Source organism: Catenulispora yoronensis (assembly GCF_039531695.1).
In the GTDB taxonomy this organism is placed as follows: domain Bacteria; phylum Actinomycetota; class Actinomycetes; order Streptomycetales; family Catenulisporaceae; genus Catenulispora; species Catenulispora yoronensis.
On the sequence record NZ_BAAAQN010000008.1, the window covers coordinates 145,112 to 170,913 of the forward strand.

26 protein-coding genes and 1 tRNA gene are annotated in these 25,802 nt (G+C 71.9%); 10 read left to right on the plus strand and 17 right to left on the minus strand.

Translation table 11 applies throughout. The features are described 5' to 3' along the window. Nucleotides 1-30: 30 nt before the first annotated feature. Nucleotides 31-234, minus strand: coding sequence for a hypothetical protein (locus ABD481_RS09600; protein WP_344665207.1), 204 nt, complete (start codon nt 232-234; stop codon nt 31-33). A gap of 243 nt (nt 235-477) precedes the next feature. Between ABD481_RS09600 and ABD481_RS09605 the strand changes: the two genes are divergently transcribed. Further along, nucleotides 478-1,281: an alpha/beta hydrolase gene (locus ABD481_RS09605; protein ID WP_344665208.1), complete on the plus strand. Its 804-nt coding sequence runs from the start codon at nt 478-480 to the stop codon at nt 1,279-1,281. On the opposite strand, the gene ABD481_RS09610 is transcribed toward ABD481_RS09605, so the two are convergent. Then, complete coding sequence (locus ABD481_RS09610) at nt 1,275-4,145, minus strand: helix-turn-helix transcriptional regulator (RefSeq protein ID WP_344665290.1); 2,871 nt, start codon at nt 4,143-4,145, stop codon at nt 1,275-1,277. The two genes, ABD481_RS09605 and ABD481_RS09610, sit on opposite strands and share 7 nt — an antisense overlap. Before the next feature lie 164 nt (nt 4,146-4,309). Between ABD481_RS09610 and ABD481_RS09615 the strand changes: the two genes are divergently transcribed. Then, nucleotides 4,310-4,927 (plus strand): TetR/AcrR family transcriptional regulator, encoded by a 618-nt coding sequence (locus tag ABD481_RS09615; RefSeq protein ID WP_344665209.1) that lies wholly within the window; start codon nt 4,310-4,312, stop codon nt 4,925-4,927. A gap of 140 nt (nt 4,928-5,067) precedes the next feature. Continuing rightward, nucleotides 5,068-6,114, plus strand: coding sequence for a phosphatidylinositol-specific phospholipase C domain-containing protein (locus ABD481_RS09620; RefSeq protein ID WP_344665210.1), 1,047 nt, complete (start codon nt 5,068-5,070; stop codon nt 6,112-6,114). A 67-nt stretch (nt 6,115-6,181) separates the two neighbouring features. Here ABD481_RS09620 and ABD481_RS09625 read toward each other — a convergent pair whose 3' ends face one another. After that, entirely contained in the window at nt 6,182-7,132 is a 951-nt protein-coding gene (locus ABD481_RS09625) for an MBL fold metallo-hydrolase (RefSeq protein WP_344665211.1), read from the minus strand. 8 nt (nt 7,133-7,140) lie between these two features. Then, nucleotides 7,141-7,677, minus strand: a complete 537-nt coding sequence (locus tag ABD481_RS09630) for an NUDIX hydrolase family protein (protein WP_344665212.1) — start codon at nt 7,675-7,677, stop codon at nt 7,141-7,143. A gap of 87 nt (nt 7,678-7,764) precedes the next feature. Here ABD481_RS09630 and ABD481_RS09635 point away from each other — a divergent pair, with 87 nt between their 5' ends. Further along, nucleotides 7,765-9,702 carry a hypothetical protein gene (locus tag ABD481_RS09635; RefSeq protein ID WP_344665213.1) on the plus strand — a complete coding sequence of 646 codons (1,938 nt, stop codon included), beginning with the start codon at nt 7,765-7,767 and terminating at the stop codon, nt 9,700-9,702. Here the strand turns inward: ABD481_RS09635 and ABD481_RS09640 are convergent. Further along, nucleotides 9,684-10,022, minus strand: coding sequence for a hypothetical protein (locus ABD481_RS09640; RefSeq protein ID WP_344665214.1), 339 nt, complete (start codon nt 10,020-10,022; stop codon nt 9,684-9,686). The genes ABD481_RS09635 and ABD481_RS09640 overlap by 19 nt on opposite strands. A gap of 316 nt (nt 10,023-10,338) precedes the next feature. Here ABD481_RS09640 and ABD481_RS09645 point away from each other — a divergent pair, with 316 nt between their 5' ends. Next, nucleotides 10,339-11,280, plus strand: coding sequence for an SDR family NAD(P)-dependent oxidoreductase (locus tag ABD481_RS09645; protein ID WP_344665215.1), 942 nt, complete (start codon nt 10,339-10,341; stop codon nt 11,278-11,280). A 148-nt stretch (nt 11,281-11,428) separates the two neighbouring features. Here the strand turns inward: ABD481_RS09645 and ABD481_RS09650 are convergent, their stop codons facing one another. From ABD481_RS09650 to ABD481_RS09670, 5 genes are read right to left on the minus strand one after another with little or no spacing between them, the layout of a single operon-like run. Then, nucleotides 11,429-11,803, minus strand: a complete 375-nt coding sequence (locus ABD481_RS09650) for a hypothetical protein (RefSeq protein WP_344665216.1) — start codon at nt 11,801-11,803, stop codon at nt 11,429-11,431. 3 nt (nt 11,804-11,806) lie between these two features. Next, nucleotides 11,807-12,934, minus strand: coding sequence for an aquaporin (locus tag ABD481_RS09655; protein ID WP_344665217.1), 1,128 nt, complete (start codon nt 12,932-12,934; stop codon nt 11,807-11,809). Then, a complete protein-coding gene (locus ABD481_RS09660) occupies nt 12,931-13,308 on the minus strand; it encodes an ArsR/SmtB family transcription factor (RefSeq protein ID WP_344665218.1) in 378 nt (125 codons plus the stop codon). Before ABD481_RS09660 ends, ABD481_RS09655 begins: the two co-directional genes overlap by 4 nt. Nucleotides 13,309-13,363: 55 nt before the next feature. Then, entirely contained in the window at nt 13,364-14,869 is a 1,506-nt protein-coding gene (locus tag ABD481_RS09665) for an NAD(P)-binding protein (protein ID WP_344665219.1), read from the minus strand. A 32-nt stretch (nt 14,870-14,901) separates the two neighbouring features. Beyond that, on the minus strand, nt 14,902-15,054 hold the full coding sequence (locus tag ABD481_RS09670) for a hypothetical protein (RefSeq protein ID WP_344665220.1): 153 nt from the start codon (nt 15,052-15,054) through the stop codon (nt 14,902-14,904). Nucleotides 15,055-15,130: 76 nt separating this feature from the next. Here ABD481_RS09670 and ABD481_RS09675 point away from each other — a divergent pair, with 76 nt between their 5' ends. The 3 genes from ABD481_RS09675 (at nt 15,131) to ABD481_RS09685 (ending at nt 18,009) form a co-directional block, all read left to right on the plus strand. After that, nucleotides 15,131-15,544 carry an ArsR/SmtB family transcription factor gene (locus tag ABD481_RS09675; RefSeq protein WP_344665221.1) on the plus strand — a complete coding sequence of 138 codons (414 nt, stop codon included), beginning with the start codon at nt 15,131-15,133 and terminating at the stop codon, nt 15,542-15,544. Between the two features lie 157 nt (nt 15,545-15,701). Next, the gene (locus ABD481_RS09680; protein WP_344665222.1) at nt 15,702-16,124 is read left to right on the plus strand and encodes a hypothetical protein; all 423 of its coding nucleotides are present in this window, start codon (nt 15,702-15,704) and stop codon (nt 16,122-16,124) included. 31 nt (nt 16,125-16,155) lie between these two features. Continuing rightward, nucleotides 16,156-18,009, plus strand: a complete 1,854-nt coding sequence (locus ABD481_RS09685; protein ID WP_344665223.1) for a hypothetical protein — start codon at nt 16,156-16,158, stop codon at nt 18,007-18,009. A 24-nt stretch (nt 18,010-18,033) separates the two neighbouring features. On the opposite strand, the gene ABD481_RS09690 is transcribed toward ABD481_RS09685, so the two are convergent. Continuing rightward, nucleotides 18,034-18,336 (minus strand): hypothetical protein, encoded by a 303-nt coding sequence (locus ABD481_RS09690; protein WP_344665224.1) that lies wholly within the window; start codon nt 18,334-18,336, stop codon nt 18,034-18,036. Between the two features lie 142 nt (nt 18,337-18,478). Between ABD481_RS09690 and ABD481_RS09695 the strand changes: the two genes are divergently transcribed. Further along, nucleotides 18,479-19,009, plus strand: a complete 531-nt coding sequence (locus ABD481_RS09695) for a hypothetical protein (protein ID WP_344665225.1) — start codon at nt 18,479-18,481, stop codon at nt 19,007-19,009. A gap of 106 nt (nt 19,010-19,115) precedes the next feature. Here the strand turns inward: ABD481_RS09695 and ABD481_RS09700 are convergent, their stop codons facing one another. The 5 genes from ABD481_RS09700 to ABD481_RS09720 all read right to left on the minus strand — a co-directional run bounded on the left by ABD481_RS09700 (nt 19,116) and on the right by ABD481_RS09720 (nt 23,081). After that, nucleotides 19,116-19,397, minus strand: a complete 282-nt coding sequence (locus tag ABD481_RS09700) for a hypothetical protein (RefSeq protein ID WP_344665226.1) — start codon at nt 19,395-19,397, stop codon at nt 19,116-19,118. 302 nt (nt 19,398-19,699) lie between these two features. Beyond that, nucleotides 19,700-20,782: a hypothetical protein gene (locus ABD481_RS09705; RefSeq protein ID WP_344665227.1), complete on the minus strand. Its 1,083-nt coding sequence runs from the start codon at nt 20,780-20,782 to the stop codon at nt 19,700-19,702. A 323-nt stretch (nt 20,783-21,105) separates the two neighbouring features. Then, nucleotides 21,106-21,558: a hypothetical protein gene (locus tag ABD481_RS09710; protein WP_344665228.1), complete on the minus strand. Its 453-nt coding sequence runs from the start codon at nt 21,556-21,558 to the stop codon at nt 21,106-21,108. A 230-nt stretch (nt 21,559-21,788) separates the two neighbouring features. After that, the gene (locus tag ABD481_RS09715; RefSeq protein WP_344665229.1) at nt 21,789-22,598 is read right to left on the minus strand and encodes a hypothetical protein; all 810 of its coding nucleotides are present in this window, start codon (nt 22,596-22,598) and stop codon (nt 21,789-21,791) included. A 410-nt stretch (nt 22,599-23,008) separates the two neighbouring features. Then, nucleotides 23,009-23,081 (minus strand) — tRNA-Lys (locus ABD481_RS09720). A 166-nt stretch (nt 23,082-23,247) separates the two neighbouring features. On the opposite strand from ABD481_RS09720, the gene ABD481_RS09725 reads away from it, so the two are divergent. Further along, on the plus strand, nt 23,248-24,687 hold the full coding sequence (locus ABD481_RS09725) for an LCP family protein (RefSeq protein WP_344665230.1): 1,440 nt from the start codon (nt 23,248-23,250) through the stop codon (nt 24,685-24,687). A gap of 30 nt (nt 24,688-24,717) precedes the next feature. Here ABD481_RS09725 and ABD481_RS09730 read toward each other — a convergent pair whose 3' ends face one another. Next, entirely contained in the window at nt 24,718-25,617 is a 900-nt protein-coding gene (locus ABD481_RS09730) for a LysR family transcriptional regulator (RefSeq protein ID WP_344665231.1), read from the minus strand. Between the last annotated feature and the right edge of the window lie 185 nt (nt 25,618-25,802).

A 25,802-nucleotide genomic window follows, 5' to 3' on the forward strand; every position in this document is an offset into this window, starting at 1 on the left:
TGCGGGCTCAGACGGTGGGCAGCGTCTCAGTCAGAGACCCCAGTCCGCCGCGAGGCAGGAGAACCTGACCCCGAGGCTGTCGGAGTCGTAACGGTCCACAGCCTGGTTGGCCGACAGGGCTTCCTTCTCCTCGACCGTGTCCGCCAACTCGACCCGCCGCGGCAGGGCGCCGAACCGCTCCTGGCGGATGGCGGCCGCCTGCTCGTGCGTCGGATGGGCGATGGTCACTTTCATCGTCGACACCTCCATGAATGGTGAACGAAAAGGCCGCCGCGGAAAATCCGGCCGGCGTCCCCGAGTCTTCGCCGTTCAGCGCTGTCACGCATCCGTCACTTGACGTCGACGTGGGGTGACCGGGACGCATGGGGGCGTTGAGTCATCCGACTCTTCCCGAGGCGTCCGGACGAAAGCGAAGCTGGAACAATCGCCGCCGAATACCCGACGGCGGCCGCACGGAAAGCTTGGAAGGTCCCGGTCGTGTCTCGAACGCCTGTTGTTCTCATCCACGGTGTGTGGCTGCATATGTCGTGCTGGGAGGGCTGGGCCGAGCGCTTCACCGCGCACGGGTACGCGGTGAGTGTGCCGAACTGGCCGGGAGAAGCACGGGATGTGCTGCGGGCCCGCCGGGATCCGGGGCCGATGCGGGGCCTGGGGCTCGCGGAGCTCAGCGCGCATTTCGCCCGGTTGGTGGGGCGGATGGAGCGGCCGCCGGTGGTGATCGGGCACTCGGTGGGGGGACTGATCGCGCAGCAGCTGGTGGGGGCCGGATTGGCCGAGGCGGCTGTGGCGGTGGCGCCGCAGCCGGGGGTGGTGTCCCGTCCGTCGTTGGCCGCGCAGATCTGGGGAGTGCCGGAGGGACACGAGGGGTTCGTGCCACTGGCGCGGGCGCAGTTCCGGCACACGGTGGCCAACGCGGTGGGGGAGGAGGAGGCCGGGCGACTCTATGACCGGTACGCCTTACCGGCGCCGCAGCGGCTGGTGGCGGATCTGATGGAACTGGCCGAGGCCGATCCGGGTTCGAGGCTGGGCCTGAATACGGAGAACGCGAGGCGCGGGCCGCTGCTGCTGGTCTCCGGGCAGGAGGATCGGCTGGTGCCGGACGCGGCGACACGTTCGGTCTACAAGCTGTACGGCGACAGCGTCGCCGTGACCGAGCTGAAGCAGTTCGCCGACCGGGGGCACTCGATGGTGATGGATAGTGGGTGGCGCTGTGTCGCCGACTATGTGCTCGATTGGCTGGCGCGCCATGAGGTCAAGGCTGCGGATCAAGGCCCTCATTGACGGGCGCGACGAGGAGTGTCGCACGGCGGTGTCGCCGCATCACTGTCCACCCGGTTCAGTACATCCCGCAGCGCCGACCGCGTCGTGATCCCCAGCTTCGGGAAGATGCGATACAGGTGGGAGCTGACCGTCCGTGAGGACAGGTGCATCTGCTCCCCGATCTCCTTGTTCGTCAGCCCGCTCGCCGCCAGGTCGGCGATCAGCCGCTCCTGCCACGTCAACGCCGCCGGATTCGTCGACGTGGCCCGCCCCGTCGTTCCGCTCGCGCGCAGTTCGGCCCGCGCGCGTTCGGCCCAGCCCTCCGCGCCGAGTCGCTCGAAGGACTCCGCCGCGGCCGCCAGCAGCGGCCCGGCCGCTGTCCGGCCCTCGGTCCGGCGGACGCTGATTCCGTGGGCGAGGCGGACCCGGGCCAGTTCGAAGGGGAACCGGGGTGCTTCCGGGTGGGATTCGGCGAGGGCGAACATCTCGGCCGCTTCGGTCTCGTCCTCGGCGGTCATGGCCAGGGCGCCGTACGTGAGCAGGGCCAGGCGCGGCGACAGCTCCGGCAGGTCGGCGTCGCGGGCGGCCAGGGCGTGCCGGCGGGCTTCGTCGGCGCGGCCGGTGTGGCGCGCGGCCTCGACCAGGTCCAGGAGGGTGCGCGGGGCCTGATGCGTGTAGGGGCGGAAGCTGCCCGGGGGCGTGATGCCGGTGGCGTACTGGTACGCGGCCTCGTAGTCGCCGTCGCTCAGGGCGGCCATCAGGGCCGCGGCGTCGGCCAGCTGGATCAGGTAGCCGAGGCCGCGCGGCCGGGCCCAGGCGTCGACCTCGGCCTGGAGCACCCGGGCCCGGGCGGTGCGGCCCCGGAGCGCGGACAGCAGGGCGAGGAAGCCGCGGGCCAGGTGGGCGAACAGCTCCAGGCCCTGGTCCAGGGCGGCGTCGAGGGCCCGCTGGCCGGTCCGCTCGGCCTCGTCCCATTCGCCGGAGGCGATCTGGTCGATCAGGATCAGGCGCAGCATGACCGCGCCGGAGAAGGCGGCTCCGGTCTCGAGTTCGCGGTCGACGACGCGCTGGAGGTGCGGCCGGTACAGGGCCAGCAGGTCGAGGTGGTGCGCGGCGGCGGCCAGGCGGGTGACGTCCCAGGGGGCCAGTCCGGCCAGGGCCGCAGCCGCCTCCTGGACCGGCTCGGCCCGCCCGGCGCCGTGCCGGACCACGTCGCTCCAGGTGTCGCAGAAGATCCGCGACCGGTCGCCGACCAGGCTGCCGAAGCCGGCGAAGAGTTCGTGGACCTCGCTCCAGGCGTCCCGGTCGCCGGCGAACAGGCTGATCGACAGCAGGAGCGTCTCCAGCCGGGTGAACACGTCGTCGGGTTCGGTCATCCCGCTGTCCCGCAGCGCGTGCAGCGCCGCGACGACGCGCCGGCGGCTGGTGCGGACGTCGCCGTCCCGGTACAGCGCCTGTGAGGCGGCGGCCAGGACCGCGGCCGGCGCCTCGGCGGCCGGAGACGGGTCGTCGGGCAGGAGCCGGTGCGCCTGCCCGAGGCGGCCGGCGTAGCCCGCGACGAAGGCGGCGTCGGCCAGGCGGCGGGAGCGCTCGGCGCGGGTCTGGCTCAGCTCGGCGGCGCGGGTCAGCCAGGTCACGGCGGCCAGGGAGCTGCCGCGCCGGGTGGCCGATCCGGCGGCCCGCTCCAGGATCCGCGCCACGTCCTCGTCGGGGTCGACGGTGGCCGCCGCCAGGTGCGTCGCGTACCGCTCCAGGTGGTGCCGGTGCAGGTGGGCCAGGGTGCGGTGGGCGGCGCGGCGCTGGTCGGGGGTGGCCATCTGCACCACGCTGGCGCGGACCAGCGGGTGCCGGAAGGTGAACTCCCCGGTCGCCGGGTCGGTGTCGAGCAGTCCGGCGGCCACCGCCTCGTCGGCGTCGCGCATGCGGTAGCGCGGGCCCGGGACGGCGGCCTGGCCGGGGCGGGTGCCGGCGCCGTCGAGGGCGCCCATGAGCAGTTCGGCGCGGACCGCGACTCCCAGGCGGGCGATCCGGGTGCCGTAGAGCTGGTGCAGGCGGCGGGGGAGGGGGCCGGCGGGCCGGCCGAAGAGGTCGTCGCCGGGGTGGTCGAGGCCGCCGAGGCTGCCGGAGCTGCCCGAGCTGCCCGAGCTGCCCGAGCCGCCCGAACCCGAACTCGCGGGCCCGGCGCCGTCGCGGCCGTCCCGGCTGTCGGCCCCGAAGTGCGCGGGCAGCTCCAGCAGGGCGAGCGGATTGCCCTCGGCCTCGGCCAGGATCCGCCGCCGCATCGGAGTGCTCAGCCCCGGATGGTGCCGCTCCAGCAGCCGGCCGGCGTCGGCCGGGCCCAGGGGCGGGACGCGGAGCTCGGGCAGGGCCGCGGCGTCGAACCGGGACGCGACGTCGGCGCGGGTGGCGATCAGCAGCCGCACCGGGCTGGGCGCCAGGCGGCGCCCGACGAAGCCGCAGACCCGGGCGCTGGCGTCGTCGAGCCATTGGCCGTCGTCCACGACCAGCAGCAGCGGCCGCCGGTCGGCGGCCCGGCCGAGCAGGTTCAGCACGGCGATGCCCAGCGTCAGCACGGACGGCGCCCCGGCGTCGCCGGCGGGTCCGAAGACGGAGCCGAACACCGTCCGCGCTGCCGGGTCCAGGCCCGCCACGTCGTCGCGCAGCGGATACAGGAGCTGGTGCAGCCCGGCGTAGGGGAGCCCGGCCTCGGCCTCGACGCCGGTGGCCCGCACCACCCGCCGGCCGGCGGCGGCCGCGGCGTGGGCCGCGAGGTCGAGCAGGGCGCTCTTGCCGACGCCGCTCTCGCCGCGCAGCACCAGGGACCGGCCGCCCGGGGCGGTGGCGAACGCGGTCAGCCGCTCCAGCTCGGCCTCGCGCCCGACCATCGCCGTCCCTGCGGCGCCGATCGCCACCGCTGTCCTCGTCGCCACCGCGCCGGACGCCATCCCCACCACCTCGATTTCTGTCAACCCGCTGGTCCATCGATTACAGCGGGAGCCCGGCGGAGTTGTCAACCAAACAGTTAGTTAGCGCACGGTAGGGTGTCCGCATGCAGCGCGACGCCGAAGCCACCAAACGCCGTCTCATCGATGCCGGACGCGCCGAGTTCGCGGCCCACGGCATCACCGGGGCCCGGGTCGACCGCATCGCCGAGGTCGCGCAGTCGAACAAGGCGCAGATCTACCACTACTTCAAGAACAAGGCGGGCCTGTTCGACGCGGTCTGGGACGATCTGTGCCGGCAGATCGTGGACGGCCTGCCGTTCGACGTCAGCGACCTGCCCGGGGTCGCGGTCCAGCTCAGCGACGTCTACGCGGACTACCCGGAGCTGCCGCGGTTGATCCTGTGGCAGCGCCTGGAGCGCGGCGAGGACCCGCCGCATGCGGTGGCCACGGCCGACCTGCTCTCCCGGGGCGCGGCGGTGGCCGCCGGGCAGCGGCGGGGACTGGTGACCGACTGGTACGAGCCGCACGTCGTGATGGCGATGTTGCTGCACGCGGCGGCGTTCTGGGAGTTCAGCAGCCCGGACGTGATGGCGGTGATGGACGTCCGGGACCGGGAGCGGCGGCGGGAGATCGTGCGCGCCATGGCCACCGGGATGCTGGCCGAGTCGGGCCAGGCCGAGCCGCGCCAGGCCGAGCCGCGCCAGGCCGGCCCGGAGCGCTGATGTCGGCCTCCCGGCGGTGAAACGTCCGGCTGTCGGTCACAAACGATTCATTTGAGGGCCCTGTCATACTTCCGGCCGGGCGGCTAGCCTCCACGGCGGGTGAGCGACCCCACGCTCGCCACACGCCACCAGGAGGTTCCATGTCCGGTCCCTGGCTCCGCCGTCTCGCCTCCGGCGCCGCCGTCGTCGGCGCCGCGGCCCTCGCCCTGGCCGCCGCCATCGTCCCGGCCGCCGCCGACACCGGTTCCGCGAAGCTGTCCGCCACGACCGGCGTCGGGGTGCACAACACCTACAACCAGGCGGCCTACCCCCGGCTGGCCAACGCGCTGGACTCCGGCACGTCGCTGATCGAGCTCGACACCTGGACCGACGTCTTCGGCGACTACTGGAAGGTGAGCCACGACAACCCGTTCGGGAACGGCAACAACTGCGTCAACGCCGCCCAGCCCTCCGACATCTACACCGGGTCGGCGAACAAGGACCTCGGGTCCTGCCTGGACGACGTGAAGTACTGGCTGGCCTCGCACACCACCACCGGGCCGCTGACCATCAAGATCGAGCTGAAGCAGGGCTTCGAGGCCAACTCCGGCATGGGCCCGGCGCAGCTCGACGCGCTGATCAACAGCCACCTGGGGAGCCTGGTCTACCGGCCGGCCGACCTGCTGGGCTCCTTCCCGAACCTGGACGCGGCGGCGAAGGCGAACGCCTGGCCGGCCCGGTCCGCGCTGGCCGGGAAGGTCATCGTCTACGTCATCCCGGGCACCGTCGAGCTGGGCAACCCGTTCGACACGCTGCACACCGACGTCGAGTACGGGACCTACCTGAAGAACCTCGCCGCCGCCGGCAAGGTGTCGCAGGCCACGATCTTCCCGACCGTGCTCGGCGCGGTGGCCGGCGATCCCCGCACCCAGTACTCGGACACCTCGATCCGGCCCTGGTTCGTGGTGTTCGACGGGGACGCCGCCACGTACGTGAACGGCATCGACACCTCCTGGTACGACACCAACCACTACCTGCTGACCATGACCGACGCGCAGAACGTCGCGCCCACGCTGAGCGACACCGCGCCCAGCCAGGCCGACGCCCAGGCGCGGGTGGCGCTGCTGGCGAGCAAGCACGCGAGCATCGTCTCCAACGACTGGACCGGGCTGCCGGCCGTGCTGTCGGAGGTGCTGCCGCGCGGCTGAGCCCCGCGCGGACGGTCCAGTGCGGACAACCCGCGCGGCAGCCCCAGCGCCGCGCGGGACGACCGCCTCAGGCCAGGCAGCGCAACGGCTTGCCGCCGTTGTAGGCCACCATGTCGCCGAGCGCGGCGAACAAGTCGATCGCCGCGCCCGGCGCCGCTCCGTCGAGTTCGGCGTAGGCCCGGTGCAGGTTGCCCACCAGGCGCTCGGAGTCCAGCAGGTCCGCGAAGTCGCCGAGGCCGAACTCGCGCGCCGCCTCCAGCGGCGTCAGGCCGCCGTCCTTGCCCTGTCGCGCGACGGACTGCACGTACCGCAGGTAGGCCAGGACGTCGTCGACGACCTCCGGGCCGCAGACCCCGCCGTGGCCGGGCACGACGGTGCGGGCCCCGAGTGGCTTGATCCGGTTCTCCAGCACGTCGATCGCGCCCGCGACCGATCCCATGAGCAGGAACGGCGTCGCGCCGTTGAACAGCAGGTCGCCGCTGATCAGGACCCCGCTGTCGGGGATCCAGATGTAGGAGTCGCTCACCGTGTGCGCGGGGGCGCCGGCGTTCACGACCTCGCACGTCAGCTCGTCCACGTGCAGCGTCAACCGGTCCGGAAAGGTGATGAACGGCGGCTCCAGCTCCAGATCGCCCCAGGGGACGTCGCCCCACACCGCGCCGTAGGCGGCGTTCGGCAGCCCGGTCTCGATCAGCGCCTGCCGCATCGCCTCGTGGCCGATCACCGCGGCCGGCGCCAGCAGGCTGTTGCCGTTGGTGTGGTCGCCGTGGTGGTGGGTGTTGACCAGGGCCCGGATCGGGCGGTCGGTGACCGTGCGGATCGCCGCCAGGTACTCCCGGGTGCGGCGCTCGGTGGAGCAGGAGTCGACGGCTATGACGCCTCGGCCGCCGACGAGGAACGCGGTGTTGTTGATCCACCAACTGCCGTCGGGCTGGATGTAGGCGAAGACCTGGTCGGCGACCTCGACGGCCCGGCCCGGGGGCATGCGGTCGTCGTGCGCGTGGTGGGAACTGGTCATGGCGCCCCTCAGATCAGGCAGCCGGCGTGGGCCAGCGCCTGCTTCAGCAGCGTCCCCTGCCCGCTCTGCATGTCCTGCAGGACCGCGTCGGACGACGCCTCCTGGGGCGTGAACCACACCAGGTCCAGCGCGTCCTGGCGGGGCGAGCAGTCGCCCGTCACCGGGACCACGTAGGCCAGCGCCACCGCGTGCTGCCGGGGGTCGTGGTAGGGCGTGACGCCCAGGGTCGGGAAGTACTCGGCGACGGTGAACGGCTGCAGCGAGGCCGGGATGTGCGGCAGCGCGACCGGTCCCAGGTCCTTCTCCAGGTGCCGGAGCAGGGCGTCCCGCAGCCGTTCGTGGTGCAGCACGCGGCCGGAGACCAGGCTGCGGATGATCGTTCCGTCGGGAGAGATGCGCAGCAGGAGCCCGACGCTGACCACCTCGCCGGCGGCGTCCACGCGCACAGGCACGGCCTGGACGTAGACGATCGGCAGATGGGCGCGGACCTGCTCCAGTTCGGTGGGGGCGAACCAGCCCGGAGTCGTCTCGATCGTTTCGGACACGTCCCGATCGTACAAGCGCGCGGGGGTGCTGGGGTCGCGCGACGCTGGATCTGGGCGCGGCCGCTCCGGGTTGCTACGTTCCCTGATATGCGGGAGACGCATGACGACGTGCGGCGACGGGTGCGGGACGAGCTCGCGGACCGGGCGGGGGCGGCGGTCCTCCAAGTGACCGGTCCGCTGGGCGTCGGCAAGAGCCGGCTGGTGCGGGAGCTGGTGCGGGAGGCGGCCGAGGGGGTCGGGGGACTGGTCGTCCTGGACGGCGTGGACCGGGCGGAGCAGGCGGCGGCGGCCTTGGCCCTGGCGGACCGGGCCGGCGCACGGCTGCTGGTGGTCGGACGGCGTCCCCTCCAGGCGTGGCCGGGCTGGGGCGGCCGGCCGGTGCGCGGGTTCCGCCTGGGGCCGTGGCCGAACGCGGAGGTGCGGCGGCTGGGACGGTCGTTCGGGATCGCCGATCCGGCGCACCTGGACCTCGTCGTCGACCTGGCGGGCGGCCTGCCGTTCGTCGCCGACGCGCTGTGCCGCTTTGTCAGCGAGGCCGTGCACAGCGACCCGGAGACGCCGTCGATCGCGCTCGGCGCGCTGGCCGACCTGGCGTCGCAGGCGATCGTGGCCAGGCTGCGGAGCGAGTGGGAGGAGGGTCCGGCCGAGCCGTCGGGCGAAGGGCTGGCCGAGGTGCCGGCCGATGAGCCACCGACCGAGCTCGCGACCGCGCTCCCGGCCGAGCCGCCGACCGACACCCTGCACGTCCTGGCCGTGCTCGGCGGCGCGGACGCCGACCTGCTGGCCGCCGCCGGGATCCCGGCCGCCGAGTTCGATCGGGTCAGCACCCTGAGCATCGTCGACGCCGACCGGCTCGGGCGGACCGTCGCCGAGCCCTTCCGCACCGTCTTCGACCTCGCCTACCGCTGGCGCCACCCGATGGCCGCCGAGGCCGTCCTGGCCAAGGCGGCGGCGCACCGGCGGCGGCAGATCGCCGGCACCCGCGACGCGGCCGTCCGCGCCGACCTCTCCGACCGCGTCATGCGCACCGCCGCGCACCCGCGGATCCGGCGCGCGTTCTTCCCGCCGTCCGCCGCCGCCTTCCAGGCCCGGCCCGCGACCGCCGACGCCGACGACGAACGCGAGGTCGTCCGGCTGGTCCGGCAGTGGGCCTGCATGGAAGGGCTCGAACGGCAGCGCGCGGACCGGATGCTGGAGGCCTGGATGACCTCCGCCACCCCCGGATTCCACCTGCTGTTCGACGCCGAGGGCCGGGCCGTGAGCCTGGCCAACCTGACGCCGATCGCCACCGCGACCGGTCCCGTCCTCGAAGCGCTGCTCCAGCAGTACACCGAGGATTTCGCCGGGAATCTCGCCGGGGATTTCGCCGGGTCGCCGCCGGCCGCCGCGCCCGGCGGCCACCTCGTCGGCATGTTGACGGCGGCCGGCCGCCGCCCCGCCGCCCGGGCCGCGATGCTCCGGCACATCCTGCACGTGGCGATCCCCAGCGGCCGGGTGGTGGTCTCGACGTCCTGGCCGCCGTACCGGGTGCTCGCCGAGAACCTCGGCCTGCGCACCGTCGGCGACACCATGGACGACCTGTTCCGCTGCGGCCGCCGCAACCGTGTGCTGGAACGCACCTTCGCCGCCGACAGCATCGGACCGTGGCTCCGGCGCATGGAACGCGCCGAGCAGCGCCCGGATCCGTTGGTCGAAGCCGTGCGCGGCGCCCTGGCCGGGCTGCGGACCCCGCGGGCGCTGGCCGACAGCCCGCTGCTCGGCCTGCCCGGGCTGGCCACCCCGGCGGCGCTGGCCGACTTCCTGCGCCGCGGGATCGAGGAGCTCGCGGCCTCGGACCTGCCCGCCGACGCCGAGGCCGGCCGGATCATGCTGCGCTACTTCGTGCTGCGCAACTCCGGCCACGACGCCCTGATCCACCAGGCGCACCTGAGCCGGGCCACCTACTTCCGCCGCCTGGATCACGGGGTGCGGCGGGTCGCGGAGGCGGCCCGGCGGCTGGGCGAGCCCTACAGGTTGACCAGCTGAGTGGCGCCGAGCTCGGTTCTGGGCGGGCAGATCGCGTTCGAGGTGTCGCGGCCGACGGTGTAGGCGACGGTGCCCTTCTCCCAGATCGTGGTGCCGCGCGGGGTGTCGCATCCCAGCTTCAGGTACCACCCGCGCGGGTTCGGGATCGCGGTGCAGGTCGCGGACTCGCGCGGCACGGACAGGTCGTAGCTGTAGACGCAGCTCGACGGGTCCACGGCGGCGTGCGCCGCCGGGGCGGCCAGGACGGTCAGGCCGGTGAAGACGGAGCCGGCGAGCAGGACGGCGGCCGAGCTGTTCCGGAGCTTCCGGATCGGGGCCATGGATCTGCCTCCTTGTGGGACGTGGGCGGGGAACGAGAGGGGACCGGGACCGGGACGCGGATATCGGAGACCTGATACCGGAGATCTGATACCGGAGACCTGGTACCGGGGGCCGGGTGGTGCCCGGCCGGTGCCGCGACCGTGTCCGGGCCCTGATGCGAACAGTAGTGAGCGGCGCCCGGTCCGGCAGTCTCAACCGGGTCTCACACTCGGCGGCGGCTCGGCATGGCGTCGTTTGACTGATGACCGGGATCCGGCCCCGGCGCCAAGGTCGATGGTGAACCACTTCCGTACCGAAAGGACGGCCGTCACCACCATGACGCTCATCACCACCCCCTTCGACTCGCGCACCACGGCCGCGGAGGTCCTGGCCGGGCTCGACCTCGCCGGCCGGCGCATGGTCGTCACCGGCGGGGCCTCCGGCCTCGGGACCGAGACTGTGCGGGCCCTGGCCGGCGCGGGCGCGCAGGTCGTCGTCGCGACCCGCGACCCGGCCCTGGCCAAGCCGTTGCTCGACGAGTTCCCCGCGGTCACGGCCGCCGAGCTCGACCTCGCTGACCTCCGCTCGGTCCGGGCCTTCGTCCGGGACTGGCGCGGCCCGCTGCACTCGCTGGTCGCCAACGCCGGGGTGATGATGTTGCCGGAGCGGCGGCTCAGCGCGCAGGGCTGGGAGATGCAGCTGGCGGTCAACTACCTCGGCCACTTCGCGCTGATCCACGGCCTGCACGACGCGCTGCGGGCGGCGGGCACCGCGCGGGTGGTGACCGTCAGCTCGGGCGCCCAGCGGCTCCAGCCGGTCGACTTCGCCGACCCGCAGTTCGAGCGGCGCCCGTACGACCCGATGGTCGCCTATGCGCAGTCGAAGACCGCCGACGCGCTGCTTGCCGTCGGCGTCAGCCGCCGCTGGGCCGAGGACGGCGTCACGGCCAACTCCTGCGAGCCCGGCTGGATCCACACCAACCTCCAGCGGCACCTCGACCCCGCGACGATGCGCGCGTTCGGCGCGATGGACGAGGACGGCAACCTGCTGACACCGGACTACTACAAGACCCCGGCGCAGGGGGCTTCCACGAGTGTTCTGCTCGCGGCGTCGCCGCTGCTGGAGGGCGTCACCGGACGGTACTTCGAGGACAACCGGGAATCCGCGCCGATCGACGGGGGCCCGGAGTTCACGATGACCGGGGTCGCGCGGTGGGCGACCGATCCGGTCGCGGCGGACGAGCTGTGGGACTACGCGTTGCCGTTCTTGGGCTCATGACGGTGTGATCGGGGCTCGGCGCATAGTCCTGAGCCCTGGCCGAGCAGGTTCCGCGTTGCGGCCAGCGAGACGCTACAAGGCGGCGTCTCGGGACAAGCGCAGCGTCTCGGGACAAGGCAGCGTCTCGGGACAAGGCAGCGCTTCGGGCTCAGCGCTCGCGGAACCCGCCCAGGAACCGCCGGAACAACCCACCCTCGCGCGGCAGCGCCGGCTGAGGCGCGGGCGCCTCGGCCCGTCGAGTGGCGATGGGCTGGTTGTAGTCGGTGCGCAGGATGGCGTCGATGGTCTGTCGGTCGTCGAAGTCCTCGGACCCCTCGATCGTCGGCACGAAACCGACCAGAATGCCGTCTTTCAAGACTTGGGCTTCCAGGCCCGCCGTGTTGTCGGTGTCCCATTCGGCCTGGCGTCCGCCCGGCAGCATGACGCGGATGCCGAACTGGTACACGCTCACCTTGGCGATATGCGCATCGACACCGCGCTCGCGGAGGGCGTCAACGACCCGGCGGGCTCGATTCTCGTCCATGATTCAGGATAACCGCCGGTCCGCCGCCGGGGCGATTTCCTCGATGAGGCCCTGGACGAGCCGCTCGATCTCGTCGCGGATCGGCCGGACGGCCGCGACGCCCTGCCCCGCCGGGTCCGGCAGCGGCCAGTCGAGGTAGCGCTTGCCGGGGAAGACCGGGCAGGTGTCGCCGCAGCCCATGGTGATGATCACGTCGGAGGCCAGCGCCGCCTCGTCGGTGAGGACCTTCGGGGCCTCGGCGGACAGGTCGATCCCGACCTCGGCCATCGCCTCCAGCACCGCGGGATTGACCGCGTCGGCCGGAGCGGATCCGGCGGAGCGGACGACGACGCGGTCGCCGGCGAGGTGGGTGAGGAATCCCGCCGCCATCTGGGAACGTCCGGCGTTGTGGACGCAGACGAACAGGACGGAGGGTTGGTCGGAAGCCTTGTCGGACATCAGAGAGTGCCTTTCGGTGGGATACAGCACGGTCACCAGCCCGATGCCGATGACAGCGCCGAGAAGCTGGAAGCCGACGAAGCCCGCGACGGAGCCCGGTGCGATTCCGGCGAAGGTGTCGGTGAAGGCGCGCGCGATGGTGACGGCAGGATTGGCGAACGAGGTGGAGGACGTGAACCAGTACGCGGCGCCGATGTAGGCGCCGACGGCCGGGGCGGCGAGAGCGGCGCGTCCGGTGCGGACCAGCGAGAAGATCAGCAGAACCAGCCCGGCGGTGGCCACGGTCTCGCCGAGCCAGAGGTGTCCGGAGGCCCGGACGTGGGTCGAAGCGGTGGCAGCCGGCAGGTCGAACATGAGGTTGGCGAGGATCGCGCCGCCTATACCCCCGGCGATCTGCGCCGGGAGGTAGGCGGCGACGGTCTTGGCGTCGATGCCGCGAGCGCCGTCATGCCGGTTCAGTACGCGGTCCGCCAGGGTGACGACCGGGTTGAAGTGAGCACCGGAGACCGGCCCGAATATCAGGATCAGCACGGCGAGCCCGAACGCCGTCGCTGTGGAGTTCTCCAGCAGCTCCAGGCCGACGTCGTTCGGGGACAGCCGGGCTGCCATCACCCCGGAGCCGACAACGATCGCGACCAGCAGCGCGGTCCCGAGGAACTCGGCGAAGGCGCGGCGGGCCAGCTCGCCCCTCACGCTGCCGCTGCTTGCGGAGCGAGCAGCACCGACAACTGGGCCAGGGCTTCGGGGCGCGCGCGGTAGTAGATCCAGGTCCCGCGGCGCTCCGAGTCCAGCAGCCCGGCTTCCCGCAGGACCTTCAGGTGGTGGCTGATGGTGGGCTGGGTGACGTCGAAGGAGGCGGCCAGGTCGCACACGCAGGCCTCGCCGCCCGCGTGCGAGGCGACGAGGGAGAACAGCCGCAGCCGTACCGGATCCGCCAGCGCTTTGAACACGGCCGCCAGCCCGGCGGCCTCGGACTCGGTCAGCGGCTCGGCCACGAGCGAGGTCGAGCAGGCCGCGTCGTCGGCGAGGTCGGTGGCATCGGCCAGCGGAAGGAGCTTCTTCGACACCCGTCTATGTTTACAGTCATCGATGTATGCAGGCAAGCGAGGATGCCACCGCGGTTCAGCCGCAACATCCCGATCCGCTGTCGGCGCCCGATCCGACGATGGTCAGCGGCCGGGACAGCAGCCCGCCCTCGCTTCCGCCGGCCAGGCTGACGCTCGCCGGCTGCGACGGGCCACAGCACCCGGCGTCGCCTTCAGTCGACGCCGTACTGCACACTCCGGTCGCGGGCAGCTCCAACCGCACATCGCGCGCGGCGTCCCAATCGCCGTCCAGCGCGGCGACGACCGAGCGGGCCTGCTCGTACCCGGTGGCCAGCAGGAAGGTCGGGGCCCGGCCGTAGGACTTCATGCCGATGGCGTAGAAGTCCGGCTCGGGGTGGGCCAGTTCGTCGACGCCGTGCGGCGGGACGGTGCCGCAGGAATGCTCGTTCGGGTCGATCAGCGGTGCCAGCGCGCGGGTGGAGCCCAGGATCGGGTCCAGGTCCAGACGCAGCTCCGCGGCGAGCGAGTGATCGGGGCGGAAGCCGGTCGCGCCGACGATGCGCTCGGCGACGACGATCTTTTCGGTGCCGTCCGCGGCGAGGCTGGTGACTTCCACGCTTGCGGCCTCCACGGTTGCGGCCTCCGCAGTGCTGTCGCCGTGGCCAGTTTCATCCAGAACCCTGACAGCCTGCATCGAGAACTGACTCACCAGCTCGACCCGGCCGTCGGCGACCAGCTTCTTCAGCCGGGTCCCCAGCGCGCCGCGCGCCGGGAGCGCGTCGGCGTCGCCGCCGCCGTAGCTGCGGGTCGCCGAGCCGCCGCGGATGGCCCAGGAGATCCGGGTGCCCGGCTCCTGCTCCGCGAGTTCGGCCAGCGCCAGCAGGGTGTTGGCGGCCGAGTGCCCGGAGCCGACGACCAGGGTGTGCTTGCCGGCGTAGTCCGTACGCGCGGTGCCGAGCACGTCCGGAAGCGCGTGATCGATGAACGCCGCCGCTTCGGCCTCACCCTGCGCAGGCAGGCCGGAGGCGCCGAGGACGTTGGGCGTGCCCCAGGTCCCGGTGGCGTCGATGACGGCCCTCGCGGCCAGGTCGGTGGTCCGGCCGTCGGCCTCGACCCGGACCAGGAACGGCACGGACTCTCGGCCGGCGGTGCGGACCCGGTCCAGGCCGACCCGGCTGAGGGCCACCACGCGATGTCCGAGCCGCAGATTCGGGGCGATCCCCGGAGTCGCGGCCAGCGGTTCGAGGTACCGCTCGACCAGCTCCGCGCCGGTGGGCGCGGTCGCGGGATCGGGTCCCAGGCCCGGTTCGGCCCATGCGCTTCCGGCCCAGTCGGCACCGGCCCAGTCGGCGCCGGCCTTCGCCAGCAGCGTGCGAGCCGCCTCGTCGACGCAGTATCGCCACGGGCTGAACAGCCGCACGTGGCCCCACTGCCGGACGGCGGCGCCGACGGCGTCACCGGCCTCCAGGAGCAGGAAGCCGATGCCGCGCTCGGCCAGATGCGCGGCGGCGGCCATCCCGACCGGCCCGGCTCCGACGACCACCACCGGCAGCGGCGTGGTCTCGGGGAAGGTGTCGCTCATCGTTGTGTCCTCAGTTCGCTCGGGTCGCGTCTTCAGAACCGGGGCAGCTTCATCACGGCGGACGCCCGAAGCGCGTCCAGGCGGGCATCGGAGCGCTCGGCCTGGGTGCTGACGCCCTGGCCGTCGCAGAACTTCACGCCGAGGTCACGGCGGGTCTTGGCGGCATTGGTCGAACGGCGGAACATGAGAGGCCCCTTGTCTCGAAGTTTTTCGAAGTACCTCCACCTTGCCGCCTGCTTTGAAGACTGTCAAGATAGAAGCATGTCGAAACAAAAGGAGCTGCCGCTGCTGGGGGCCGGGTCCGCCACCAGCTCCTCCGCCTCCTCTGCCACCTCTGCCTCCTCCTGCTGCGAGCCCCTCAGCGCCCAGTCCATCGCCACCGCCGACGCCATCGCCCTGGCCCCGGCCTTCAAAGCGCTCGGCGACCCGATCCGCCTCCAGCTCCTCTCCCAGATCGCCAGCAACCCCGAGGGCGAGTGCTGCGTCTGCGACCTGGAGACCGGCTTCGACGTCTCCGGCCCGACCATCAGCCACCACTTGAAGGTCCTCCGCGAGGCGGGGCTGATCACCGGTGAGCGGCGCGGGACGTGGATCTACTACTCGGCGGTGCGCGGGAAGCTGTCGGAGCTGGCAGGCCTGCTGGTCAGCGGCGATTCCGAGCCGGCGGCCCGGTAGGCGGTCCGCTTGGTGGTCTGCTTGGTGGCCCGGTCGGCGACCTGGTCGGCGGGCTGGTTGGCGTCCGGCACTGTGTGACGGCACACTGTGCCGTCCGAACCTCACGCCTTCCTCCTGACAGCACCATCCAGCACCACACCGTCATAGGAGGCGCGCGATGACCACCATGCAGATCCTTCCCGAGGCCACGGCCCAGGACCTCGCCGGCAAGTTCATCTCCTTCCTGGAGACCGGCACGGCGCCCGAGGGCCTGTTCACCCCCGACGTGTTCGTCGACTTCACGATGCCGCTCTGGCGCCTCCAGGCGCGGGGGGCCGCGGACGTCGTCGGCCTGCGCCGCGCCGGCCATCCGGGACCCGGCAGCGTGCCCCGGTCCCGGCTCGACGCGACCGCCACCGGCTTCGTGCTCGAGGTCGAGGAGCGCTGGGAGCAGGACGGCGAGTCCTGGTACTGCCGGGAACTGTTCCGGGCGGACGTCAGCGACGGCGCGATCGCCGAGCTGTCCGTCTACTGCACCGGCGACTGGGACCGGGCGCGCGTCGCGGAACACGCGGCGGCCGTGCACCTGCTCAAGCCGTGAGGACGGGTCCGGATCGCCGTACGATCGGACCATGGACGACGCGGCCCGGACCGCCGCCGACACCCGCGCGGACCTGCTGGCGGCCTACCGCCGGGCCCGCGCGGCCGGAGACCCGGAGCTCATGGCCCGGGCGGCCCTCGCCCTGCCCTCCCGGCAGGAGTTCGGCCAGCACCCCGGGCAGATCCCGGCCCTGATCCACGAGGCGTTCCTGGCGGCGACGGGCCCGGCCGACCGCTGCCGGCTGGCCGCCGCCCTGTCCCGGGCCTGGGTGTACGGCGGCGACGCCGAGCGCGCGGTGGCGTTCGCCGACGAGGCGGTGGCTCTGGCCGGCGAACTCGGCGAACTGGACGCGCTCGGCGATCGCGGCGGTCCTGGCGGTTCTGGCGGTCCTGGCGATTCCGGCAGTCGCGGTATCACCGCCGACGCCCTGGACGCCGCCCTGGTCGCGCACTGGGGCCCCGACGACTTCGCCGAACGGCTCGCCCTCGCGGCGCGCCTGACCGACACCGCGGCCCACCTCACGGATCCGGCACCCCGGCTGACCGCGCACCTGTGGCGGCTGACCACGGCGTGGGAGTGCCTGGACCTCGTCGCCGTCCAGCGCCAGCTCCGCGCCCTTGACGCACTCGCCGAGGAGACCGGCGCGGCGCGCCACGGCTTCTTCGCGGCCTCCCGGCGCGCGATGTACGCACTGGTCACCGGCGACATCGCGACCGCCGACCGGCTCATCGCCCAGGCCGTGGACCTCGGCACCCGAGTCGGGGAGCCCGACCTGGAGGCGGTCCGGCACAGCCTGGCCGCGCAGCGGGCGCTGGTGACGGACGACCGCGCGACGCTGCGGCGGGAGGCGGCGGAGTTCGAGGCGTACGGGGCGGCCCAGGGGGTGCCTTCGGTGTCGGCGGAGGCCGCCGTGCTGTGGTTCGAGGGCGGGGAGCCCGAGCGGGCGCGGCGGCTGCTCGACCAGCTGGCCGGTCCGGGTCCGGGTCTGGAGGCGGTGGCCAGGGACGTCGACTTCCTGCTGACCACTTCGTCGCTGCTGCGGGTGGCCGCCGGGCTGGGGGAGCACCGGATCGTGGCGGAGGGAGTCAGGCTACTGACACCGTACGCCGGCCGCGCGGTGCTGAACGCGGGAGCGGTGACCTTCCACGGGGTCGTGGACGAGTACTTGTACCTCGGTGAGCTGATGCTCGGCCGGACTGACGCGGTGCGCTGGCGGCACAGCGCGGTGTCGGGGTATCGGCGGGTCGGCGCGGTGTGGTGGGGGGAGCGGATCGGGGCGGTGACGGGTGGCGGCCCAGCGCCTTCAGTCAGCATCCATTTCCATCCGCACCCGGCCGGCCCCTCGACCTGGCTGATCGGCACCGACGGCTCGACCTTCGAGCTGCCCGACCTCAGAGGCCTGCATCACCTCCGCGAACTGCTCCGCAGCCCCGGCGCCGACCTGAGCGCGCTCGACCTGTCGGCCGCCGCCTCGGGCCACGCCGCCGTGGTCGTCTCCGAGGCCGACACCGCCGACGTCGCCGACGCCCAGGCGCTCGCGGCCTACCGGCAGCGCCTGGAGGACATCGACAGCGAACTCGACGAGGCCGGGTCCTGGTCCGACCAGGGCCGGCTGGACCGCCTCCACGCCGAGCGCGAGGCACTGCTCGCCGAAGTGCGCGCGGCCACCGGCCTCGGCGGCCGCCGTCGCCGCTTCAGCTCGGCCGGCGAACGGGCCCGGACGGCCGTGCGCAAGGCCATCGCCTCCGCCCTCGACCGCGTCGCCGACCACGATGCCGCGCTGGCGCGGCTGCTGCGGGACACGGTCCGCACCGGTGCCTCGTGCCGCTACGAGCCGGACCCTGCCCGGCCGGTCACCTGGCTATTGGAGCAAAGGCCGCGCTGATACCAGTGTTTCCACCGTAGAAGATCACGCAGCGGCGCTGGTGGACTGTCCGCGCCAGCAGTTCCGCGCTGGCGACGACGACGGAACAGGGGCGGGGATGCCGGACAGCACGACAGGACGTGGCGGGCGGAGTTTCGGGGCGGGGGCTGGGATGGTGGGGGTGGGGGTGGCGGCTGCGTTGGCGATGGCCGCGACGGGGTGTTCGAGCGGGGGGAGCGCGGGAAGCAGCGGGAGTAGTGGGAGCGGCCGAGCCTCGGCGAGTGTGTCGTCGTCGTCGAGCCCGAGCAGCGCCGCCCCGACAACCTCCGCGGCCGCTGCCTCCTCCACGTCCTCCCCTTCCTCCGCGTCTTCCGCTTCTTCCTCCGCCCCATCGACGCCGACACCGACCCCACCCACGACCTCTCCGTCGGTATCGCCGACGAGCGGCAGCTACCTCAAAACACTGCTTCCCGCGACCGCCACCGAGAGCATGCTGGGCATCGGCCCGACCCTGCCGGCCGGCTGGCAGGCCCAGACCACCCACGAGCAGGACAGCGGCCCCACCGCCACCGCCCCGGAGCCGTCCCTGGTCAGCGCCGACGACTGCAACTATCTGATCTCCGACGGCCTCGACCTGGCCAAGGGCCTGAGCGTCGCCGCCGCGTCCGAGCCGGTGAGCTCCAGCAGCGCCTCCGCCGGCGTGGTCCTCCACGCCTACCGACCCGGCGACGCGGCCAAATCCCTCGCCCAGGTCCGCCAGAACCTCGCCTCGGCCTGCAACGGCTTCACCGTGATGAGGATGGGCGGCGTGGTGGACGTCGACGTCTCGGCCACCCCGGTCCCCGGCCTCGGCGACGAGGCACTGCTGGTCAAGGTCGCCCCCAAAGGGCCCTACATCCAGCAGGAGGACCTGGTGGTGCGTCACGGCAACCTGACGATCAACCTGTCGGCGAACAACGCCCTGACCGCCATGCCGGACCTGTCCCCGGTGGCCGCTGCCCTGGTCGCGGGCATGGGCTGACGGCACCCTGCGACCACGCCCGGGCCACGCCTCGACCACGCCTCGACCACCAACGCGCCGCCAGCAGACCACCGCTGGCGGCAGCGCGACCTACTTCAAAGAGCCCCTAGCGGGGAATTCCACAACGCGCCGACTCGACCGCGACCCACGAACCGTCCGGATTCTGAGCGTCATACACAAGCGTGAACCCGGAAAGAATCGTGTAGTCGCCCCTGAGCGTCAGCTGCGCGTCATGCTCAGCAGCAGCCAACGTACTGCCGTATCCCGTTGCCGAGCACGGAATACTCGACACGGCCGCCGCCGCCGAGGCCGTACCCACACCCAAGCCGATCACCGATACGGCCAGGGCGGTCACCGTGCTCAGACCAAACACACGTCGTGCGATCATCAAGGTCTCCGATCATGGCGAGGTGGACTAGCCGCATCATCGCACCGGATCATCGAGAGCGACAGAGCCCTGATTAAGGGTGATGACCGATGGCGCGCCGGTGACGGGCGGCCCGGGGCTTGCCCTCCGGTCAAGGACCAGCGCCCCCTACGCCCTCCCGGCATCGCGAACTTTGCGCCATCAACGGCTGGCGAAAGTGGTCAATACGGGTTCATTGCTCCCGCCCGGTGTCTGGGCGAACTGGTCGGTGCGGCAGGAGCAGGAGCGGGCGGACCGGGCAGAACAAGTGACTGCCCGTCTTCTCAGCTCGCGTAGAGCAGAACGCTTTGTTTCGCAGCCTGGTTGATGACGTTGGCCGGGTGCATCGGCGCGTCGGCGGGAGCGTCGATGGCCTTGGCCCGCCGCTCGGCCTCGGCGAGAAAGGCCTGATCGGTGGCGGTGGTTGGTGAGATCGGAGCGGACAAGAGCAGGCGTGATGGGCCCACGTAGAGGTATCCGTCGATGCCCGGATAGCCCTTCGAGGCCTGGGGCGAAGCCGAGGCATTGGTGCTGCCGGGCGCGTGGTTCGCCGCCGCCGGGCCGTGGCCGTCGGTGGTTCCGCCGGTGTTGTCGTCAGTGATTCCGTCGGGGAAGACGGACGAGTCCAGGTCTGCCAGGAAGCTGCCGCGGACGTTGGTGAGTGTCGGCGTCAGCACTCCCGCGCCGGTCGCGAGCTTGGGTTCGAGGGTCTCGGCGTCTTTGGTGAAGCGCTCGTGAGTCGCGATGGAGTAGGTCAGGTTCGGATAGTCCTTCTCCCACAGGGCGGCCGCGGCCTGCCCGTGTCGTACGTGGTTCGAGCCGATCAGCAACAGGGCTTTGCGATGTTTGGCGAAGACCTCGGTCTCCATGACCTTCGCAATGGTCGTCTCGCGCTCTCGATACGGGGCAAGGTCGGCCGCGGACCGGACCTTCGACCAGTCGACCGGCGGGTCCAGGGCGAGAATCCGGAGCCGCTGAGCGGCGGGGAGCCGGGAGTTCAGGTCCTTCACCAACGGCACCAGCTGCTCGTAGAACGTGGAGAAGGCGCAGGTCGGCTGTGTGGTGTCGCGCCAGACCTCGGCGATCTGCGCGTCTGTCGGTCGCGAGCCGGTGTCCGCGCTCTCGGCGACCCCGACGTATTGGTCGAGAGCAGCCTGATAGCGGGAGTTGCCGCACTCGATCGCCAGGTCGGTGACCTTGCCGGGCAGCGCGGGGTTGCGGATCAGCCCGAGCAGGAAATCATCGACGTCCTTGTTGCCGTGGGCCGGGGAGAAGCCCCCGACCGCGGAGTACCTGTCGAACAGCGCGAGGATCGCTGCCTGCGCGCTCGGTGCGGCGGCGGGCGAGCCTGTGGACGTGGTCGCCACAGGCGCCGTGCTGGTAGTGGTTGCGGTGCTTGCGGTGTTTGTAGTGCTCGTCGTGGCGGCCGGGGGCTCAGGAGCATGGGTTTTGGAGGACCCGCCACATGCCGCCAGGCAGGCCGTCACCATCGTGGCCAACCCGATGGACACGGCGGCTTGAAGGTGTGGATGACTTCGAAAGCGCATAGCGACAGCCTCGTGACTGGCTCACGGTATGGCGTCACGCTGGGGAGCGCACTATTCGGTCCCTGACGTCAGCGATGCAGAGGGACGTTCTCCCCCACAGGGGGGAGCTCAGAAGAGGTACGCCTCATCCGGCCACCGGCGGATTACGTATCCGAAGGCGGCGCGGCGAGGCTTCGTGATCTCCGGTACCACGACCGCCCGATCAGCGGGGCTTGGATCGCCACCAGGACGGCGAGGGCAACAGTGGCCGCCGGCCCGTGGCGGGTCACCCAGTGGGTGGCCGGGGCGGCGAGGTCGGTCAGCCCTCGGCCGGCGGCGATCAGCGCTGCCGTGGAGGCTGCCGTTCCCAGGATCAGTACGGGGAGGAATATCCGCAGGCGGGTCCTGAGGATGCCTAGCGACACGTCGGCAGGGGTGGTCTGGTACAGCAGGACCGATGCCAAGAGGATCGTCTTGGACCAGGCATGTCGCAGGAGTCTGAGTCCTGCGCGCCCAGGTCGGAGTAGCAGCAGGATCGGTTCGCCGTAGAAGCGGCCCAGGTGGAAGTAGACGATGTGGACCAGCAGGCGCGCCGGCAGTGCGATAGCGAAGGTCATCAGGGGACTGACGCGGTGTCCGACGAGCACCAGCACCTCTGGCGTCGGCCTGAGGGCGAGTAGCAGGCTGGGGTGTGGTCCCACGAGGCTGGGCAGGGCGATCAGCCCACCGTACGAGCAGAACGCCAACGCGATCGCGGCGAGCAACCATCCGCGACCCGCTCGCTGGGACAGCACTCCGATCACCGGGCCGCCGCGCCTTGGTGCGGCCGGCGGGGTTTGGCGGTCCGTCACCGGGGCTGTTCCGCTTCGGAAGTAGAGCCCTGACGCGCCAGGAGTTCCTGAGCGTCGCCGGGATCCGTCCCTGTGCTGCGCGGAACGCTGGCCTTGGCGTTGGCCTTCGCATTGGAGGCAGCTGCGGCCGGAGCCGCCGAGGCGCGGCCGATAGGCTCGCCGACGCTGTGGACCACCGTGAGGCGATTGACGTGTTCCTCCAGCAACCAACTCAGGGTGTGACTGGGCTGGCTGTGGATCGCGTGCAGGCCGATGGCAGCCAGCGCCGACGCCCGGTGGCTGCGGGTGTTGATCTCCGCGAACCACCCTTCGTGGCCGGCCGTCGCGCAGCGTTGGTCGGCGAAGCGCAGGAGGGCTTGGGCCGCGCCGGTGTTGCGGGCGGAGCGATCGAGGTTGACATGGACCAGGGCAGGCATCGGAGCCGAGGGCGCGTGCAGAGCCGCGGTCCAGCCATCGCGCAGGCGCAGGCGGTGGAAGCGCGCATCCTGGTGCCGCAGCCGCCCGAACGCGAGACCGAAGACCACCCGCGTCGTCCAGGCAAGCGCCGTGCGCGCCGCCCACCGGTGATACGAAGCGAGGTCGGTGCAGACGAGCACGTACCCGTGCACGCGGCCGTCCTCTTCATAGACGCCGATATCGTCGCTGCCGTACCGGAGAAACCAGTCCAGGCAGAGCCGCTGATAGCGGTCCATACCGGACAGAGGAAAGTCGAGAGGCCGACCCAAACACAGCGTCTCGCGGAAAATCCTCGCGACCTCAGCCTCGTCAGCCGAAGTGTAATGACGCACACCTGCCGGAAGTTCCACGGCGTTCTTCCGTTTCTTCTGATGGCAGGAAGGGCCGTTACGCGGCGTTCCACTGAGTGGCGATCAGCGTCGGCCCTGTGGATCAGGTTGCGGCACGCAGGTGTTCCCCAAGTGGAGCCGCCATGGCAACTGTACGGATGGCAACCAAACTAGAGGTTTTCGGGCCTCAGCGCCCCAGCGACAGCGCCTTCCCTGGCGCAGGATGTTCTAGCCACCTGGCGGCCCGGTCACGCGATCAGTACCCTGCCGCCGACCGGGCTGCCCGGCCTCCGCAAGATCGCGCGGCCGGCCGAGTCGGCCCCGGGGAACCTGCTCGGATCCAGGAGCGGGCGGAAGCAGAGGGTGGTTCTTCGGTGGCACCAAAACACAAAACCCCTGGTCAGCTATGCTGCCAGGGGTCTAGCTACGGGTGCGCCGCCAGGGACTTGAACCCCGAACCCGCGGATTAAGAGTCCGCTGCTCTGCCTATTGAGCTAGCGGCGCTTGATCGTGCTGGTGTCGTGTTGACGTGTGAAACATTAGCAGAAGCCCTCGGGCGTCCAGAAATCGTTAACCGGGCGTCGCCCAACGGGCACGTCATGGCCACCGTTGCGGAGTTATTACCGCAGTTTCGCCCGCTGGGGGGTGGGGCGGTGGCATGGTCGTGGGTATGAGTGGTGGATACGGGGGATGGCCCCCGCAGGAGCCGGAGCCCACGTTGGAGCTGAGGGAGCCCTCGCGGTGGGAGAAGCTGCGCGGGCGGACGCCGTTGTCCCGTGGTGGTGCGGAGCAGGGGGGCGGGGCGCAGTCGGACGATCGGTTTTATGGGGAGCCGCAGGAGTACGGGCAGGGTGCGGGTCAGGGGCCTGGGCAGCACGGGCAGGGTGCGGGCCAGGCCCCGGGGCAGTACGGCCAGGCTCCCGGGCAGTACCAGGGCCAGTACCCCGGTGGTCAGTACCCCGGTCAGGCCCCCGGTCAGCCTCCGGGCCAGTACCCGCCCGGCGAATACCGCCCCGGTGAGTACGGCGGCCCCGGGGAGGTCGGGCCGCCCGCGGGTCCGCCCGGCGGGCCGCCTGGCGGCCCCCGCACCCCCCGCAAGCAGCGGCGGTTCAGCTGGCCGAAGCGGATCCTGGCCGGGGTCGTGGTGCTCGTGCTGCTCATCGGCGGTTACGGCACCTGGCTGTACTTCCACGCCTCCGGGCAGATCCGGCACGAGCCGGTGCTCACCGACTACGCCGGGCGGCCGGCGGAGGGCAAGGGGACGAACTGGCTGCTGGTCGGGAGCGATGACCGGGAGGGTCTGAGTCGGGATCAGCAGAACGCGCTGCACACCGGGACCGGGGCGGTGACCGGGGACACCTCGCGGACCGACTCGATGATGCTGCTGCACTCCGGTTCGCACGGGACCACGCTGATCAGCCTGCCCCGCGACTCCTACGTGACCATCCCGGCCTGGACCGACAGCAAGGGCAAGCAGCACAAGGAGTCGAAGAACAAGCTCAACGCCGCGTATGCCTTCGGGGGTGCGCCGCTGCTGGTCAAGACCATAGAGACCACCACCGGTCTGCGTGTCGACCACTTCGCGGAGGTCGGGTTCGGCGGGTTCGTCAAGGTCACCGACTCAGTCGGCGGCGTGGACATGTGCCTGGACAAGCCGATGAAGGACGCGCTGTCCGGCGCCGACCTGAAGGCCGGGTGCCAGACGCTGAACGGGGCCCAGGCGCTGGCCTACGTGCGGGCGCGCTACTCCGACCCGCTCGGCGACATCGGCCGGATGCAGCGGCAGCGGCAGTTCCTCGCGGCGCTGGCGCACAAGGTGTCGTCGACGAGCGTCATCCTGAACCCGTTCAAGCTGGTGCCGACGCTGGACAACTCGCTCGCGGCGTTCAAGACCAGCGACGGGACCAGCCTGAGCGACCTGTACGACCTGTTCCAGAACATGAAGTCGGTCAACGGCGGCGGGGGCCACACCATCGTGGTGCCGATCGCCAACCCGAACTACAACGTGCCCGGCGTCGGGTCCTCGATCTTGTGGAACCAGACCAAGTCCACGCAGCTGTGGACGGCGCTGAAGAACGACTCGGAGGTCTCGGGCTTCTCCGCGACGTAAGCCGTGCGATGGCCCGCGGCGGTCCGGGCCTCAAAACTCCGCAATCCGCTCCCGCACGTGTTCCACCAGCAGCTCGACCAGCCCGCGCGGCGCCGCCGCCGGCCACACCACCGCCAGCGGCGTCGGCGGGATGTCCGTCACCGGCACCAGACGGACCCCGCCGCACACCGCCCATTCGGCCATCGCCCGCGGCGCGAACCAGACCCCGTGTCCGCGCCGCACCTGCGTCAGGCACTCCTCCAGCGTCTCCACCACCGGTCCCCGCACCGCCGGGCGCCCGTCCGGCCGGGGATCGACGATCCGGTGTGCCAGCGCCTGCGGCGAGGCGAACGCGTCCACGATCACCACCGGCTCCTCGGCCAGGTCGGCCAGCGTCACGGCGGCGCGGTCGGCCAGCCGGTGCCGCTCGGACATCAGCACCACCCGGGGGTCGCTGCGCACCGGCACGGCCACCAGCCGCTCCTCCCCGGTCGGCAGCCACATCAGCGAGGCGTCGGCCCGGCCCTCCAGCATCATCCGCATCGCCTCGATCGGCCGCTGCGCGGTGGCCACGTCCACCTCCACGCCGGGGTGCGCGGCCTCCAGCGACTTCGCGAGCTCGATGCTCAGCTGGGTGACGGTGAACGCCGCCGACACCAGCCGGATCCGCCCGCGCCGCTCGCCGCCGATCGCCCGCACCGCCAGGGCCAGGTCGTCGAGCCCGGACAGCAGCGGCGCCGCCCCTGCCACGAGCAGCTCCCCGGCGGCGGTCAGCGATACTCCGCGCGGTGTCCGGACCAGCAGGGTCACGCCGAGGGCCCGCTCCAGGTGCTGGAGGTGCTGGGAGACGCCTTGCTGGGTCAGGTGCAGCCGGGCCGCCGCCTTGGAGATGCTCGACTCGGCGACGACTGCCTGGAACGACCGCAGATGGCGCAGCTCGATCTCGATCACTGTTCGACGATATGCCGCCGACAGCATTCTGAGTCGAGTCGGGTTGGGTCAGGTCGGGTCGGGTCAGGCCGAGCCAAGAGCCGAGCCGAGGGCCGAGTCGAGCCGAGAGTCGAGCCGAGGGCCTAGAGCCGAGTCGAGCCGGGTCGAGCCAGGCCGAGTCAGGTCGTGTCGTGTCGGGTCGGGTC

What these genes read in the sequence shown, in the direction of transcription:
- ABD481_RS09615 (WP_344665209.1), top strand. Translation starts at nt 4,310, where the DNA reads ATGCAGCGCGACGCCGAAGCCACCAAACGCCGTCTCATCGATGCCGGA.
- ABD481_RS09700 (WP_344665226.1), bottom strand. Translation starts at nt 19,397, where the DNA reads ATGATCGCACGACGTGTGTTTGGTCTGAGCACGGTGACCGCCCTGGCC.
- ABD481_RS09645 (WP_344665215.1), top strand. Translation starts at nt 10,339, where the DNA reads ATGACGCTCATCACCACCCCCTTCGACTCGCGCACCACGGCCGCGGAG.
- ABD481_RS09670 (WP_344665220.1), bottom strand. Translation starts at nt 15,054, where the DNA reads ATGTTCCGCCGTTCGACCAATGCCGCCAAGACCCGCCGTGACCTCGGC.
- ABD481_RS09600 (WP_344665207.1), bottom strand. Translation starts at nt 234, where the DNA reads ATGAAAGTGACCATCGCCCATCCGACGCACGAGCAGGCGGCCGCCATC.
- ABD481_RS09685 (WP_344665223.1), top strand. Translation starts at nt 16,156, where the DNA reads ATGGACGACGCGGCCCGGACCGCCGCCGACACCCGCGCGGACCTGCTG.
- ABD481_RS09680 (WP_344665222.1), top strand. Translation starts at nt 15,702, where the DNA reads ATGACCACCATGCAGATCCTTCCCGAGGCCACGGCCCAGGACCTCGCC.
- ABD481_RS09695 (WP_344665225.1), top strand. Translation starts at nt 18,479, where the DNA reads ATGCTGGGCATCGGCCCGACCCTGCCGGCCGGCTGGCAGGCCCAGACC.
- ABD481_RS09625 (WP_344665211.1), bottom strand. Translation starts at nt 7,132, where the DNA reads ATGACCAGTTCCCACCACGCGCACGACGACCGCATGCCCCCGGGCCGG.
- ABD481_RS09725 (WP_344665230.1), top strand. Translation starts at nt 23,248, where the DNA reads ATGAGTGGTGGATACGGGGGATGGCCCCCGCAGGAGCCGGAGCCCACG.
- ABD481_RS09650 (WP_344665216.1), bottom strand. Translation starts at nt 11,803, where the DNA reads ATGGACGAGAATCGAGCCCGCCGGGTCGTTGACGCCCTCCGCGAGCGC.
- ABD481_RS09635 (WP_344665213.1), top strand. Translation starts at nt 7,765, where the DNA reads ATGCGGGAGACGCATGACGACGTGCGGCGACGGGTGCGGGACGAGCTC.
- ABD481_RS09610 (WP_344665290.1), bottom strand. Translation starts at nt 4,145, where the DNA reads ATGGTCGGGCGCGAGGCCGAGCTGGAGCGGCTGACCGCGTTCGCCACC.
- ABD481_RS09640 (WP_344665214.1), bottom strand. Translation starts at nt 10,022, where the DNA reads ATGGCCCCGATCCGGAAGCTCCGGAACAGCTCGGCCGCCGTCCTGCTC.
- ABD481_RS09620 (WP_344665210.1), top strand. Translation starts at nt 5,068, where the DNA reads ATGTCCGGTCCCTGGCTCCGCCGTCTCGCCTCCGGCGCCGCCGTCGTC.
- ABD481_RS09665 (WP_344665219.1), bottom strand. Translation starts at nt 14,869, where the DNA reads ATGAGCGACACCTTCCCCGAGACCACGCCGCTGCCGGTGGTGGTCGTC.
- ABD481_RS09675 (WP_344665221.1), top strand. Translation starts at nt 15,131, where the DNA reads ATGTCGAAACAAAAGGAGCTGCCGCTGCTGGGGGCCGGGTCCGCCACC.
- ABD481_RS09710 (WP_344665228.1), bottom strand. Translation starts at nt 21,558, where the DNA reads ATGACCTTCGCTATCGCACTGCCGGCGCGCCTGCTGGTCCACATCGTC.